This window comes from Methanobrevibacter sp. UBA212, from assembly GCF_905233225.1.
In the GTDB taxonomy this organism is placed as follows: Archaea; Methanobacteriota; Methanobacteria; order Methanobacteriales; family Methanobacteriaceae; genus Methanocatella.
The window spans coordinates 23480-41364 of sequence record NZ_CAJODJ010000004.1; the positions used below are offsets into that span (position 1 = coordinate 23480).

The window sequence follows — 17885 nt, forward strand, 5'->3', positions numbered from 1 at the left end:
TAAAAAGATTATTCTAGACGTTTACGAGCAGCGTCGAGAATAATTTTTTGTTCAGCACGCGCAACAGTTTTTCTCACATCAGCTATAGCATCAGTATTTGATGATACACTTGTAATTCCATATCCAACAAGTTTTTCAACAATGTGAGGTACACTACCAGCCTGACCACAGATACTGCATGTGACACCTGCTTCTGCACATTTTCTGATTGTTCTTTCAATCAGTTTCATTACTGCAGGGTGCTCTTCAGTGTAGTGTTTTGCTACAAACTCATTGTTTCTGTCAACCGCAAGAGTGTATTGAGTCAGGTCGTTGGTTCCTAAACTTACAAAGTCGATTCCAACTTTAATGTATTCATCAATCATTATTGCAGCTGCAGGAATTTCCACCATCATACCGAAGTCAACATCTTTGTGAGGTTCGAATCCGACTTCAGAACAAAGTGCCTTAGCCTGCTTAAGCTCTTCAGGACTTTGTGATAATGGAATCATGATTCCAATGTTAGTGTATCCTTTTTCATGCAGTTTTTTGATTGCTCTGAATTCACATTTAAGGATTTCCGGCTGGTCGAGTTCCCTTCTGATTCCTCTCCAACCAAGCATTGGGTTGTGTTCCCTAGGTTCGTTTTCTCCACCTTCTAATGTGATGAACTCATCGGTTGGTGCATCCAGGGTCCTGTACCATACAGGTTTTGGATAGAATGCGTCAGCTACAATTTGAACATTGTCTGCAATTGTATCAATCAATTCATCTTCATTTCCATCGGCAATGAATTTGCCAGGGTGAATACCAGAGGTTAACATTAAATGTTCAGTTCTTAAAAGTCCGACACCATCTGCACCGGTTGCTGCTGCTTTTTCAGCCGCTTCAGGCATACTTACATTAGCTTTAACTTCAGTTACTGTTATTATTGGAGCTGCTTCAACAGTTCCTGCAACCACAGTTGCCTCTTCTTTGGTTTCGGAGATTCCATCAAACACCAATCCTTTTTTACCGTCCAGGGTAACGCCGGTGTTTTCTTCCAATTTGGCTGTAGCATCACCGGTTCCTACAACACAAGGAATTCCAAGTTCTCTTGAAATGATTGAAGCATGACAGGTTACTCCACCCTCATCGGTTACGATACCGCTTGCTCTTCTCATAGCAGGCACCATGTCCGGAGTGGTCATTGTTGTAACCATGATGTCTCCGTCTTTAATCTTATCCAGCTCATCAATGTCCAAAATGATTTTGACTGTACCTGAAGCCATTCCAGGACTTGCTCCAAGACCCCTTACCAAAACATCACCTAAATCAGAGGAAGCATCACCAGCCTCTTCACTGGCATTGCCCAAAGTAGTGATTGGTCTTGCCTGCAGCAAGAACAGCATGTCCTTTTCAAATGCCCATTCGGTGTCCATAGGTTCACCGTAGTGAGCCTGAACCCTTTTACCCATTTCAGTCAATTCAACGAGTTCCGCATCAGACAATACTCTTTCTTTTCTTTTTTCTTCAGGAACTTCAACCTTTACACTGGTACCTTTTTCATCATTGGTGTACATTACCTTTTTGTCACTGATTGTAACGTTGATGATTTCGTTGTCCTTTTTGTCAACCTGATAGTTGTCCGGGGTTACGTCCCCTGACACTACTGATTCTCCAAGTCCCCAGGATCCTTCAATTAATGCAATTTCTTCACCAGTGGATGGATTTACAGTAAACATTACTCCTGCCTTATCGGCATTTGCCATTTTTTGAACAACTACTGCAATGTAAACTTTTGAATGTTCAAAGTCATTTTCTTCTCTGTAAAAGATTGCTCTTGCTTCAAATAATGATGCCCAACATTTTCTGATGTATTCGATTACTTCATCATCACCGGATACATGCAGGAAAGTGTCCTGTTGGCCTGCAAATGATGCTTCAGGCAAATCTTCAGCGGTTGCGGAAGACCTGATTGCTACATCAGTGTCATCTTCGCCGACCCTTTGACAGAGTTCATTATAATATTCGCGAATGAATAATACTAAATCATCTGGAATAGGAGATTCGATAATGATTGTTTTGATTTCTTCAGCTGCTGCCTGAAGAGCTTTGGTATCGTTGATGTCGATTGCATCAAGGATTTCCATTACCTGATCGTTAATTCCAGCTTCATCCATGAAATATTTATAAGCTTGTGCCGTTACTACAAAACCTGGTGGTACTGGAATGCCCGCTTGAGTCAGTTCACCCAAATTTGCACCTTTTCCACCTGCAATTCCAATATCGGATTTGCTTAACTCCTCAAATTTTTTTACATACATAAAATATAACCTCTTGGTTTGAAAATATCTTACATTGACTAAGTCAATATTATATTAAAATATGATTTTCAACGTTTAAATATTTAATTATCAATTTCATGTCAAATTATTTGAAAGATGAAATTCCTAAAAAATATTGAAATTAATGTATTACTTTGATGAAAAAATGGCTTTGAAATCAATCCATTAAATTTTTTTAAAAGCAATAACCTTCCCCAAATCTTCAAATTTTTATAAAACTATTTATTAATTTTTAAAACATTAAAATACTGAATTTTTTACCTAATTTAATTAAAATAATACTTTTTAGAGTAATACAAAAAAAACATTTAAATATATAGGACTTTATAATAATAAGTGTATTAATAATTTAAATTTTTTTATTAATTAAATTAATACAAAATTACTAAAAATTAATATTAAGGAGAAATGAATATGAGAAAAAAACTTAAAAAATCGTTCATTCTTCTGATGATTTTTTTAGTGTTGATTATTACACTAAGTGCAATATCTGCTGCAGATGCTGAAAGCATTAATGAAACCGCATCTGCCAGCGATGAAATTGTTTTAGAAGAAACGGACAATACACTTGAAAGCTCATCAGATGACCCCATTTTAAATGCTAACGGCGACGGAACATTCACTGACCTAAACAATAACCTCACTGGTAAAACGGAGGTTACATTAGAATCAGATTATGCTTATTCTGCAGATACCGACAGCGCTTATGTAAATGGAATTGCTGTTGACCGTGAGATAACAATCAACGGTAACGGCCATAAGATAACAGGAAACGACAATAAATTATTTGAAATATCAAATACCGGCTCACTTATATTGAAAAATTTAGTGATAACATCAACCTATGCCGGTGAGACTCAAAATGATATGCTTATTTCAAACAGCGGAAATCTAACCTTTGAAAATGTTAGCTTTACTGTAGAACGGGCATTAACAAAAAGCAGTAGCAGCAGTTATGTCGATTTGTATTACAATACAGTTGTAAATAATGCCAACATGCTTATAAAAAACAGTGTTTTTAAAGATTCAACTATTAAACATGAAACCGCATTTACAAGCTCCAGTACCAAAACTTATTATTACGGATTAATCTATAACAACGGTGCAAGTTCCAATCTTGAAATCGAAAATACGACATTCGACAATAACCAGTTAAGTTCCTCATTGAAAATTGGTTCAACAATAACATTTGCAACATTGATTCATAATGAAAAAGGAACTGCAAAATTAAACAATGTTTTAATAAGCAACAACTATGTGAACTACAATCCCCAATCAAATCCTAAGAATTTCAAAGGATTCATATATAACAATGGAGGAACATTGGAAATTCTGAAAAGCACAATAAAAGACAATGTTATGGAATTTTCAAGTACAAACAACCAAAGAAACGGAATCATCAATAGTGTTGGCGGATCCGCTACACTTACAAATAACATTATAGTAAACAATACCTTTGAAAACTATGAAATAGAAGCAACTGGAGATTCATCACTTGTCGCAAACTATTGGGGAACAAATACCCCGGACTTTAACAAGTTGACCAAAAATAACATACCTGAAAATTACATCGTTTTAGGATTCATCCCAGAAAATGCCACTACAGGCGAGGAAAAAACATTCGAAATTACATTTACTCTAAATACTGCCAGTACAATATTTGAAACAATGCCAAATTATAATGTAACAGTAAACTCTAAAAAATTAGGCGAAACAACTGTTGAAATCCAAAAGGGCATTGGCCAATACAAATATTTGCCTGTTATTGCAGGTGAAGATACAATCACTATTGAAGGAGTGGACTACATCATTAATGTAACTGAAGCTCCAGCCGGCACTTTCACTGACTTAAATGATTTGATTACTGCAAATGATGAATTAGAATTATACAGAGACTACATTTACCAATCAAGCGACAGCACATTGCAGAGTGGAATTCCAATCAACAAAAACGTAACCATTAATGGTAACGGCTACACAATTAACAGTACCAATCTTGCAAGACTATTCACTGTTGCGGCAAATTGTAACTTAAATTTAAGAAATGTTACTTTAATAACTGATTTCGTAATAGCTTCCAGTGCTGCTTCAAATGGAAATATCCTCAACAAAGGCTGCATCACTTTTGAGGATGTTACATTTACAAGTAAAAGAACAACTAGACCAACTGGAGATAATGGACTTGCACCTGCAATACTTAATGATGTTGCGGGCATAATAACCATTAAAAACAGCAGGTTCGTTGATTCCATCTCCAATTATACCGGCACATCAACAGTAAGTCCTTATGGTTTAATCTATAACAAGGGAACCATGATAATCCAAGACTCATTATTTGCAAATAACGGAGTTTATTCAAAAGGAAGCATGTTGAGCACACAAAATGGAATTCTCTATAATACCAAAATTTTGAACATGACCAATGCAACATTTGAGAATAACTTCATAACCTACGAAGGTACAGGAAATTCAATGATAAACGGTATTGTATATGCTGCTGTTGGAACAATTGCATCAATTGACAACTGTACTTTTAAGGAAAATGTTGTATCAAGCAAATCTACCGGAACAGGAGCAACTAACCTTGCTTTTGGAACCCTATGTATTAAAGGCGGAACAGTAACCGTTACAAATTGTGATTTCATTAAAAACTCCGCTTGGACAGGTTCTGCAATCGCAGCAACACCAACCAGCACAATAACATTCACTTCCGAAAATAACACATTCATAGAAAACAACAACAATTATGAAGGTGCCAATCCTGAAGGAGGCTGCGGTGGTGCGATTTATGTCAACTACAGAGTAATTTTTAACAGCGTAAATGATAAATTCATCAACAATAGCGCAGTTAAGGGTGGAGCAATCTATGCAAGAACATATGTTTCAGGCACAACAGTTACACCTGCAGATGTGACCGTTACAAATGCCATTTTCGAAGGAAACACAGCAACAACAGGTTCTGCAATCTACAGTTCTGACAAAACAACCGCAAATAACAATTATTGGGGAACAAACAGTCCGGACTTTGAAGTTTTAGTGACCAATGGAACAACAAGCTTAACTCCGGACAACCATGTTGTGATAACCATTGAAGGAAAACCTATAGTAATTCCTGAATCAAAAGCAACATTCACAGTAAACTTCAAAACTAATGATACAGATGCATTGGTAGAATTGCCGGATTATACAGTTGATTTATCTGCCACCAATAGACTATCTGATGACCGTGTCGTGATTAAAAAAGGTACTGCTTCATTTAACTATTATTCCACAGCAGATAAGATAACCGATACTATTATAGCCAGCGTAAATACACAACAACAAGCGATGCTGGTGGTTACTGTCGAAGAAGATCCGACTGCAATTGGAACCTTCAGAGAATTAAACAGGTTAATCCAAAATGCAACAGATGTATTTGACCTACTCAAAGATTACACCTTTGACGCTGAAATTGATGCAGGTTTGGAAAGTGGCATCGTAATTGATAAAACATTAACCATTAACGGCCATGGCTTTAAAATTAACGGCACTGATCTGGCAAAATTATTCAGCGTAACTTCAACAGGTGATTTAACCTTAAAAGATGTTATTTTAGTGAGTGATTATGTTGCAACAGGCAGTTATACCGATGTACGTCCAGAAGCCAGTTTTAAAAACCTGGGAATCTTGACTTTAGACAATGTTATTTTCACAATTAATCAGGAGGTAACAAGCAGTGCAAATACATTTGCTGCTGGAATATACAATAAAAATAAATTAAACATCCAAAACAGCAAATTTATTGATTCAAACATCAATACAACTGTAACCAGGGCTCTTGGATTAATAGACAATAATGGAGGAACATTAACTATTGAAAATACAATTTTTGACAATAACTCATTGATTGAAACAACAAGCTCATCAAATGCAAACGGACTGATTTACAATATGGGAACATTAATATTGACCAATGTGAATGTTACCAACAACTTCATGAAAAATCCAAATTATGGACTCATAAGAGGATACACAAACAGTCAAATTACAGTCAACAACTGTATTTTCGAAAATAATACAGTCGAGTTCGAAGGTAGTAAAACTGCAGAAGGAGGAGTAATTTACATTAGTGCAGGATCAGCCACCATATCCAACTCTAAATTTATCAACAACACAGGTGCCACTACTGGAGGTGCCATTTCATCTTCAGTTGCAGTTACCTTCATAAACAATACATTTGAGAGAAATACTGCTTCATCTCACGGAGGTGCCATGAAATTTGCCAGTTCTTCAATTTTTATAAATAATACATTTAAATATAATGAGGCCGGCGAAAATGGAGGGGCATTATATGGAAGTTCCGTAACAATACAGTCATCCACTTCATACCCATTCACCGGAAACGTATTCATTGGAAACAAAGCTAAAAACGGAGGAGCAATATACTCCGGAACAATAGGCAGTGCAACTTCCTCTTCAGTTACAACCGTGAAAAATAACACATTTATAAATAACACCGCAAGTGAAAATGGAGGCGCAATATACACCGGCAGCAGTGCTGCAAGATTGTCAAATTCAGTTTTCATAGGAAATGCCGCCAAACTCGGTTCTGTATTATATAGTAGCTCCACTTCAACAAGTTACACCGGAAAAAGTATTGTTGAGTATTCCATTATAGACAACAATATTATTAACGACCCTACAGGAACCGTTTTCAAATATTCACCAGCTTCCACAGCAAACAACAATTATTGGGGAACAAATAATCCAACATTTGATTCCTTAGTTAGTGGAAATGCACCTGAAAACTTTATAATAATTACTATTGATGGAAACGAAACCTTGGTTGAAAGCGACAATTATGTAATTAACTTTGTTGACAGTATCACTAATGAAATAGTTACAAAATTGCCAGATTACAACATCACTGTAACCTCAAACATCAATAAGGTAAATCCAAGTTCTGTTGTAATCAGTGAAGGCAATGCAATTTTCACATATCTTGCTGAAAACAAAGGTCAAGACACAATTAAGGTACTTTATAATGGTGATGAAAAAGCCTCTTTAAACATTAATGTGAATGTTGTTGACACCCCTGTGTTCAACATTACAGCAAATGACGTGACATACGGCGAGGAATTGGATTTAACTTTCAACCTAACCAAAGGCCCTGAAGGTTATGACATCTACATCTGGACAATCTATGATGAGGAAAATAACCCAATCGAATCAGATTACCTCGACACCGCCAGCGGCAAAATAGTTTATGCAAAAGAATATGCCTCAGGAAAATACACCATCAAAGTGGCCCTAAAAGATGTTGAAGGATGGGAAGATTTAGAAGTGAACGACACCTTTGAAGTTAAACAAGCCGAAACCGAATTGACTCCAGTAATCACTGTTAATGAAGACAATAGCGTTGACATCCAAGTTACCGTAACTTCCAACGGCAAAACCGCTGATGCAGCAGGTAAAATCAATACCACACTAGATATTGTTTACGAAAAAAATGTTGAAAACGGCATTGCAACAATAATAACAAACGTATTGAGCAGCGGAACCCATAATGCAGTCATTGCATACAGCGGAGACAAAAACTATACCGGAAGCTCAAAACCTATCACAATAACTATCAAAAACATAGTTCCGGAAGATGCATTGAACTTAACCGGTTCAAACAATACCGACAAGCCAACATTCAGCATCAAACTGCCTGAAAACGCAGCAGGAAACCTTACAGTAACAATTGGAGATGAAACAATCACCCAAAAGCTAGAAAACGGACAGGCAACAGTAACATTTGATGACTTGACTGCCGGAAAACACCAAGCAACAATAACATACACTGGAGACGACAACTACAAACCGCTTACAAAAACAATCAACATAACCGTAACAGGCACTCCATCATTCAGCATTGTTGCAGAAGATGTGACCTACGGCGAAGCACTGAACTTCACATTCACCATAACCAGCGGACCTGCAGGATCAAACGTCTACCAATGGACAATATCCAGCAAATTCGGACTGGCAATGGAATCAGGATTCATTGACAGCGAAACAAAAGAAATCTTATACAAAAAAGATTATTCCGCAGGAAACTACACAATCGTCGTATCCATAAAAGACGTTGAAGGATGGGAAGACCTCGAAGTAAGCGATACATTTGAAATCAAACAGAAAGAAACTGCAATCAATGCAACAATAAAAATCAACGCCGACAACTCCCTGACAATCACAACCTCCATCGAAGCCGATGGAAAACTTGTAAACGCAAGCGGAGACATGAACACAACAATCGACAAAGACTATGGACAAGCGGTTGAAAACGGAAAGGCAACAATAAGCACCAATGTGTTATCTCCAAAAACATATGACATAACACTCGTATACTCCGGAGACAACAACTACAAAGGAGCAACAGTCACAATCCCAACAACCGTCAAAAACATAGTCCCGGAAGATGCATTGAACATAAGCGGTTCAAACAATACCGACAAGCCAACATTCAGCATCAAGCTGCCTGAAAATGCAACAGGAAACCTTACAGTAACAATTGGAAATGAAACAATCACCAAAAAACTGGAAAACGGATCAGCCACAGTTACCTTTGAAGACCTAAAACCGGGTAATCACGCTGCAACCGTAACATACACAGGCGATGAAAACTACAACTCAATTACCAAGGAAACTACTGTAAGCATACCTAAAAAAGAAATTCCAGGTGGAGAAAGTGCATTGAACATGACCACACCTGAAGGAAGCGATTCACCATCATACACAATTAACTTACCTCCAGATGCAACAGGTAACTTGACTGTAACTGTTGATGGCAAAGACACATACACTCAGGCATTGGTTAACGGTAGTGCAACAGTGACAGTTCCTAAACTCTCAGCAGGAGCTCACACCATAACTGTCAGCTACTCCGGAGATGACACCTATGCAAACATCTCCAAAACATCCAACATTACCGTAGCGCAGAAAACCACTCCAGACACCGGTAAGAAAACCAAAAAAGTTGCCTCAAAAATAATTGCTAAAAAGAAAACCTTTAAAGCCAAGAAAAAAGTTAAAAAATACACCATAACTTTGAAAGCAGGCAAAAAACCTATCAAAAAGGTACAGGTTACTTTGAAAATTAAAGGCAAAACCTACAAGGCAAAAACAAATGCCAAAGGTAAGGCCACCTTTAAAATCAAGAAGTTAACTAAAAAAGGCAAATACACTGCAGTTATCAAGTTTAAAGGAAACAAACTTTACAAGGCAACTACCAAAAAGGTTAAAATTACAGTTAAAAAATAGAGGTTAATCCTCTATTACTTTTTTTATTTTTTACAAATTGATCCATCATCTTAAAACAAGAATTTGATATATACTTCCCACCATTTCAAAGCCCAATTCAAATAAACCCACATGAATATCAAATAGGCATTCACTTAAATTGAATTGGATGAAAAAACTATCAAAATAAACAACTGAAAAATTAAAATAAAAAGGGAAAAAATAAAGGGAGAAGTTGAAATCATGATTTTCTTTTCATGATGAAAACTCCACAGACCAATCCTATGATTGCTCCGATTACCAGACCAACACCCAAAGGCATGATAAAGTCATTGGAAGAACTGCCAACATTGATTAAAAGCAATTGCTGGGCGCTGTTTGTAATTGACTCATTATCATCTTCACCGACAATGACCCTGTCCTTCAGCTCAGGATGTTCCTTCAAGTAATCGTTTACCGTGTCCTGATATGCAATGGCCAGGATTCTCTTGTTTGGATTGGTCAGGGCATGTTCAAGCTGATGCTCAACATCGCCTTCAGACACGAACTTGTAAACCTTGATGTCAAAGCCATTGTTATCGACTATTGATTTCGCCAAAATTCCATTGGACTCATTTGCAATGATCATCGTATCTTCAGTCATATCCGCACCATGTGCGCTTACAGAAGAAACTCCCAAAAACAGGACCAATACTGCACTCACTAAAATAAAATATTTCAATTTCATTATAAACACCTTTAAACCTTTTCAATATCCAAAATGGAAGCATCCATTCTTGAAATAAACTCCATAATAACTATATTAATAATACCCTCCATAATCGCAACCATCAAATAGTAAGGCAGAAGGCTTGCAAGCAGCACTTCCAGACTTGAGGCATTTGCAATGGCCAAGATGAAAATCTGCATGAATGTTGCAGCAAGAATGCCCATTACGGTTGAAACAAAAATTGCAATTCTTCTGTCAATGCTTGAAAACAGTTTGTACACTGCATAGACAACCAGACTCAAAACGATGCCCATATCCAATACGTTGGCTCCCAATGCAGTGACGCCTCCTTCACCCAAAGCCAATGCCTGCACCAGCAACGCCAAAAAGGAAACCAGTGAGGCATTGAACGGTCCCAATATGAATACGACCAGAGGTATGATGAAAAAGTGTATCTGAACACCCATAGGGGAGGGAATTGTAAATGAAGTGGCTACAACAACGATTGCCGTCAGCACTCCAGTCAAAACCAGCCTCTTTTCCATATCCACTTTTCTTGAAGTGTAATAAAAGAAAATGCTCAAAATTACAAGACTGACAATTAAATAGGCCAAAGCCTGTTCAAAAGGTATTAAACCGTCAGGAATATGCATTTGTCCACCTATTTCATAAATTTAAGATAACCGACAACAGCCACAACCATAATGATGACCACCAATAGTATAATCATCATTAAACCATTATTATCACCATTCTTTTCAACGACAGATACGTTGGTATTGTTTTGAGTTGAATTGGTCGAATTATTGGTTTTATTGGTCTTGTTATCCTTCAAAGTATCCTTCAAATCATCGCCAGCAGCTTGCGAATTATCATCGGAAGAATCATATGACTGCGAGTATTGTCCCGAATAGGAACTTCCAGATGAACCTGAACTTGATTCTGATTTTGATGAATCTGATGACTTGGAGCTTGATTTGGAACTGCCGCTATCTTTTGAAGAAGAATCTTTTGAGGAAGAATCAGCAGTTGAAGCCTGTGAGGAATCACTGGCTGATGCATCAGCCACATCGGAAGTCGTTATCTCCTCCGGGTCATGGCCCCCCTCGTGGCCAGGATGGGCAACCGCAAATCCTGAAACCAGTATGACCGCACAAATTGCCATTATTAAACATAAAATCCATTTTTTATTCATTAAATCACCACATGAAAGATTATTTAATCCTGATTGTATTCTTTTGAGCCAATTTGGCATAAGATGTATAGATGACATACTTGCCGACCTTCAAATTTTTAAGCTTCAAAGTCGCAACACCTTTCTTATTTGTTTTGACCTTGTACTTTTTGCCCTTGAGCTTGAATGTGACCTTCTTGTTTTTGATTGCCTTGCCCTTATTGTTTAAAACCTTTGCTGTGAACTTGATTACCTTGGACTTTTTCTTGACGACGTTTTTGGTAATCAATGTTGGCTTTACAACAATCTTATTAGAGAAATGCAGGTTATTACAACTGACATCCACAGCATATGTGCCTGCCTTGAGATTAACTCCCAACTCCACAAATCCGTTGGCGTTGGTTTTGAGATTGAATGTCTGTTTCTTGACTGAAATTCTAATGACGGCACCTGAAACTGGCTTGCCGTCTTTAGTGTAGAAGTAAACCCTATACTTTTCAGACCCTCCGTAATATTTTGTCAAAGTATTGCCTTTAAGTTCGTAAGCATTGACAGTCAAAAATCTTGCAGGAACCGCATTTTCAATGGATCCGTCATAAGTTACAGTAGTTATTTGTGGAGACAGGCTAATCTTGCCGCCGGCAAGAGTCTGAAACATCAATTCGATATTTTGACTTCCCATTGTGACATTGCCGACATTCCAGACGAGAATGCCCTTAGATGAATCGTATGTCACCTTTCCCTGGGAAGCAACGGATTCAAGATACTTCAATTGAGCCGGCACATTATATGTGACAACAGTGTCTTGTGCACTGTCCGGGCCATTATTGTTGACTATCCAATTCAATTTGAATCTGTTGCCGATTGTGAAAATTCCGTCAGCGGAATATGTAACGGCTTTCATAGTAATGTAGACTTCTGACTGTGGAACATGAAGCAATGCAGAGTCAGTGAAGTTTTCACCGCTTTCATTTTGATATCTGACCTGATAAACATAGTCCCCACCAATCTCGGTTATGTCATAATGAAGCATCGCATCTCCGTTCTCATCAGTAAGATTCGAACCCACATGCCTTCCATTTACATAAAAGTCGATTTTCTTATTGTAGCTTGCATCCCACGGGCCGGGACATAAAAGATTCGCCTTAAGCAAGATCCTTTCCCTATTGTTTCCAACGGCATTGTCAACTGTCAATACTGTCGCATTGACATTTGAAATAACCCTGATAAGACCCTCTGCCTGTGATTCCAGGTACTTGTTATCGCCACGGAATTTGGCGATGACATCATAGTTTTTAACTTCAGAGGGAGTGAATGGAATTGTCGCAATGCCTGAAGAGGTTGTCCTTGTAGAGCATGTTTTGCCACCAATTATAAACTCGACTGATTTGCCTGCAATCGGATTGGAATCGGCGTCCTTCAGAGTGGCAATTATATTAGTCGATTTGCCAACAACCGCCGTTACGTTTTCCAAAACGATGCTTGATTGTGTAGGAACATTGTTCAATACCAACTTGAACTCCTTTTTGCCCTCCAGATTTTTCACGTCAACCGCAGTGATTGTTATCCAATAATCTCCGTTAGGAGCATCTGAAGTATCCCAAGAAGCTGACCATCCATCGGATGGATTTAAATCCTGCTTATTCCAATAGACAGTCCTTGTTTCAATATGTTCAGCTGAGAAATTTACATAGTTGCGTTCATTATGCCAATGTACGTCAACAGTCATGTTAACCGTTCCTGAAACCTCCTCACCGGGCTGCACCTCATTGGGGTCGGGAACAATCGGATTTTCCATTCCTTCATGGGCTGAAACTGCACTCATCGAGCAGACAGCAACTATCAAAAGCAATAGAATCACCATAAATTTTTTATTCATATAATCACCTTAATAACCTTATTTTTTAACAATTATTGATTTTTTAACCATATCTTTCAGATAACTTACTTGAATTGAATATCTCTTATTGGCCTTAAGCTTTTTAACAACATTTTTCTTAAGGGACACTTTGGCAACACCCTTATTGTTTGTTTTAGCGGAATATTTCTTTCCATTGAATTTGAAAGTGATTTTTTTGCCTTTGAGATACTTGCCGTTTACTTTGCTCAATGTTGCCTTTATAATCACCTTTTTAGAGGATTTCTTGATTTTTACCGAATTCAGCTTCACAATGGATTTGACGGTTACCTTATTGGATACCTTAAAACCGTTATAATCAGCAGTGATTATGTAGCTTCCAGGCTTTGAATTAATCTTAAAGGATACCCATCCGTTCCTATCGGCAGTGATCCTATGGGATTTTCCATCAATATTCACGGTTACAATTTCACCGCTTGGGCTTGCCCCATCCGCTTTGGACAGCTGCACACGATAGACAGAACCATCATCATAACTCATGACAACATCCTTATTGCCGGACAATGTTGCAGAATAGATTACATCAAGAATCACGCTGCTTTCAGCAGATAAATAGTTATTATCACCGTCATAGCTGTAATATAACGTTTTTTTGCCGAAAGACAAATCGTCGATTTTAAATATTGCCCTGCCATCGATTATCTTGGAATAATAGTTCTTGCCTTCAACATCTACAAAGACATATCCGTTCATATCTGCAGGCAAATCAAAGATGATTTGAGCAGTCTGGCCGACATACAAGTTTTCTAATTTTATTTCTACCTTAGCAACTGCCTTGGTCAGTGAAATATTGAAAACATTGGAATATAAATAACCTTCAATTCCACTGTATAAAACGGCAACATCATGATTTCCAACAGCAAGACCTGACAATGGGATATTGAATTGGGTTAAATTGTAATATCCATCAATGAAAATGACATCATCAACTGAAACTGTAAGATTACCTCTTGCATTATCTGAAAATAATACAATAATATTTCTTTCATCAAATGCAGTGGCTTTTGATGGAATTGAAACATCAACGACTGTGACCGGTACCCTAGTAACATTTAAAACATCCAGGTATTCGCATCCAAGAATATCCCCATAACCCATAAAATCAACATTTATTGAGTACATTCCATTTACCAGATTGAAAACGAATTTTGCACAACCATCAGCATCAGTGATATTTTGATAATTTTGGCCATTTATTGCAAAACTGATTTTCTGATTGACTATAGGAGAATTATCCCATCTAGACAAGTTTACCACATAAACGATTCCTTCATCATTGCATTTGAAATCAATCGGCATAATTTTACTTTTATATGCGCTTGTCTGAATGACATAATTTTTGTGAATCGGCTCATAATTTTTATTTTGGAAGGTTACATTAATCTGATAGGTGCCATAGTCCAGGTCATCCAAAATCAGGCTTCCCTTTCCAAAAACAGCATTTACAGAATAATTTTTACCGGAAACTGATATATTTACCATTGCATCAATTGATCTTGAAAACATGAAATCTATTACAACATAATCTCTCAAGTCAGTTACATTTACCTCCAAATCCACTTTAACTTTAGAAACATTGATTAAAACGCTGTCATTCAGTTGTCTGCATGTAACGTTGACCTCATAAGAGCCTATATCCAGCAAATCTGGAATGACATATGACCTCTTGCCGTTTACCTGAACGTTATATGTCCTGTTGGATACGGTTAAAGTCACAATATCATTAAGGAAATTACCCTGAACATCCTTTAGGGTAATTTCTGCAACCAAATCATCCCCATAAGATATATTTTCAATGCTTAATGAAATGTCCGCATCATAAAATATGATTTCACTACTGTCCTGTGAAGGATTGTAACCTTCGCTGTTGAATACGGCAGAAACCACATTGGACATCTTATCTTCAAATATGTGCACAATGCTCGCCACCCCATTTGAAACATTGACATGGTACTGACTTCCTTCGATAGTGAAAATCACTTCACCTGAATTGATCAAGTTCCCATATTGGTCCCGAACCATGGCCTTAATATTGACAGAATCAACCCCCTTATCTGACACGTCCAATTTGAGTGTTGAATTTAGTTTACTTGATATTACAAATGCCTTAATGCAAGCCAACTGGGATATGTATCTGTGATTGAAATCTGAAAATGTATAATCGAAGAGATCAATCCAATTTTCACCGTCTTTACTGAAATAGGAAACGCCTGAGGAAAACGGAACCTTGTTTATATACCTTGACTCAACAATCGGCACGTTGGCGTATCCTTCACAATCAAGTTTGAAAACAACCCTGAATATATCTCCAGAGTTTATTGAAATCAAGTCGCCCAAATTGATAGTATAATAACCTGCAGGAGAGTGACCGATTTTGTTCGCTCTAAATACATCATTGACATATATTGAAACATCCCAATCTGTCGGCACATTGAAATATGTGGAAACCGCAGCAAGATATTCGCTTCCGGTTGCATTGAAAATATTCTGATACCATATGGTACTCTGTCCGGTAATCAGGTAATCTGTCTTTCCTGAAATGTCATACTGATAGTTCTTATCGTATTTGATTGTATCATTTAAGATAAATGTATATGACACCTCATCCTTTCCGACCTGAGCGAATTTTGTATCATAATATGAAACATAGAAATATCCGTTATCTCCCCAATCAGATCCCCAACTGTTCTTAACTATAAATGCACCGTCACCTTCGGGAACGTGATTGAAATTGAATCTGGAATAGTCGTCGTCCCATCCTACAATTGTCACAGCATGATTTGACGGCATGATTGTGTCATAATAGTAATAGCTGCTGCCCAGGAGATACAGACCAGAATAATAGATTCCAGTTGCAACAGCACCATATCTTAAGATCGCTTCTTTTATTCCGTCATTATCCAGATAATTTTCCCTTTTAAGGTAAACAACATTTTGAACATGCATAATTGAATTCAGCAAGGGGGATAATGAGCTTCTGTCATCAAACATATCCTGAGATTCCAAAATCGGCCCAAGCCATCCAACAAGATATCCGACACCCATATCATCATATCCTCCCTCATTCACATCAATCTGCCATCCATAATCCGAAAATGATGCCATCAAATTCTTCATGTTCTCTTCAGACAAATCATAAGTGACATTGCTTGACTTTAAAATGCATGATTCCAAAGCAGCCAAAACGGCAAATGACCAGCAGTTTCCACTGTCCTGCTGATCCTTTACTGGAGTCACAAAGCCGTCATCGACAAGGTTGTAATACTCCGGCAAAATGATATCTCCCTGGGGAACGTACCTGAAGGAAGTGTAGTTGGATGATTGCATTATCGGATTGATTGTGGTGACATTGTAGACATCGTCGTTTATTGACGCATGATTATTCTCATAAACGTTAGCGATGTTGCTGTATTGGATGTTTGAAATGGAATAGAATGCCCCTGCACAGAGTTTAGCGGAATTGTTTATGAAACTGTTGGATATCAAAAGCAACTTGGTTACATTATCCAAAAATAGTGCACCACCATTGTTTGCGGAATTGTTTATGAAACTTGAAGCGGTTATCAGGGCAGTTCCGTACATCTGATAAATTGCGCCCCCATCATATTTGGCCACATTTCCAATGGAATATAACTTGTTTATATCAAATTGGGCATTCAGGCCTGTTATTGCAGCACCAAATGTGGAAGAGCAGTCACTTATTTCAACATCATCCAATGTCAGGCCTGTAGACAAGACATAGATTGCTCCCCCGCAGTCATTTGTTGAGTAGTCATGGACAAATCTTGATTTCTTGATTGTAATCTTATTTGCATTCACTGCGCTGATTGCACCACCGTAATTATATGCATGGTTGTTGATGAAAAAGCAGTTATTTATCTCCATATACCCCTCATCAATATAGATTGCTCCACCATACTCTGCACTGTTGTTGAAGAAATGGCAATCTGTCAGCGAAATCATATGATGCTTCTCGTCATCCTGCTTATAGGAAGTGTATATGCATCCTCCATAGGAGTTTCCATACTCATCCAATGCATGTCCAACACTATCTTTGAAGATTACGTTTTCAGCGGTGAAATCGCCCTGATTTTTGAACGTTGCACCGATTATTGTCAAATTCTTTAAGGTCAGAATATTGGAAGTTATCTCCAACCTGTTGCATGATATGACAGTGCTGTTCATACTCTGGCCAATGATTGTCACATTATTTAAAGACCTGAATGACTTATAGGAGTAGTTGCCATCGGTTAAATGCACAACACTGTCCTTTTCGATTTTGACATTCTCCAAATTGCGGTAGGGATTGTCAATCGAACCGTCACCGGTACCGTCAGTTGATGCATTCACATAAATGTCTGCGGCCAGCGGTTCCTCGCCAATGCCCACATCAACTGCATCTGCCGTTTCGTTATCCAATGCAAATGAAGGCGACATGAACACCAAAAGGATGAATATCACCAATATGACCATTTTACTAAACTTAATCATTTAAATCCTCCAAAAAAATAAATG

At 37.7% G+C, this 17885-nt stretch carries 7 protein-coding genes; 1 reads left to right on the forward strand and 6 read right to left on the reverse strand.

Annotation, left to right across the window (positions count from 1 at the left end; all coding sequences use genetic code 11):
* Window positions 1–8 precede the first annotated feature (8 nt).
* Window positions 9–2285 carry a phosphoenolpyruvate synthase gene (gene ppsA / locus QZ138_RS01285; protein ID WP_292885218.1) on the reverse strand — a complete coding sequence of 759 codons (2277 nt, stop codon included), beginning with the start codon at window positions 2283–2285 and terminating at the stop codon, window positions 9–11.
* A gap of 435 nt (window positions 2286–2720) precedes the next feature.
* Here ppsA and QZ138_RS01290 point away from each other — a divergent pair, with 435 nt between their 5' ends.
* Window positions 2721–9590: an Ig-like domain repeat protein gene (locus QZ138_RS01290; protein WP_292885221.1), complete on the forward strand. Its 6870-nt coding sequence runs from the start codon at window positions 2721–2723 to the stop codon at window positions 9588–9590.
* A gap of 220 nt (window positions 9591–9810) precedes the next feature.
* Here the strand turns inward: QZ138_RS01290 and QZ138_RS01295 are convergent, their stop codons facing one another.
* The 5 genes from QZ138_RS01295 to QZ138_RS01315 are packed head-to-tail and all read right to left on the reverse strand — an operon-like array spanning window position 9811 to window position 17861.
* Window positions 9811–10296 carry a hypothetical protein gene (locus QZ138_RS01295; protein WP_292885223.1) on the reverse strand — a complete coding sequence of 162 codons (486 nt, stop codon included), beginning with the start codon at window positions 10294–10296 and terminating at the stop codon, window positions 9811–9813.
* Between the two features lie 11 nt (window positions 10297–10307).
* Entirely contained in the window at window positions 10308–10931 is a 624-nt protein-coding gene (locus QZ138_RS01300; RefSeq protein ID WP_292885226.1) for an ECF transporter S component, read from the reverse strand.
* Window positions 10932–10939: 8 nt separating this feature from the next.
* Window positions 10940–11473: a hypothetical protein gene (locus tag QZ138_RS01305; RefSeq protein WP_292885229.1), complete on the reverse strand. Its 534-nt coding sequence runs from the start codon at window positions 11471–11473 to the stop codon at window positions 10940–10942.
* A 19-nt stretch (window positions 11474–11492) separates the two neighbouring features.
* Window positions 11493–13331 (reverse strand): Ig-like domain repeat protein, encoded by a 1839-nt coding sequence (locus QZ138_RS01310; protein ID WP_292885231.1) that lies wholly within the window; start codon window positions 13329–13331, stop codon window positions 11493–11495.
* Between the two features lie 18 nt (window positions 13332–13349).
* On the reverse strand, window positions 13350–17861 hold the full coding sequence (locus QZ138_RS01315) for a C1 family peptidase (protein WP_292885234.1): 4512 nt from the start codon (window positions 17859–17861) through the stop codon (window positions 13350–13352).
* Window positions 17862–17885: the final 24 nt, after the last annotated feature.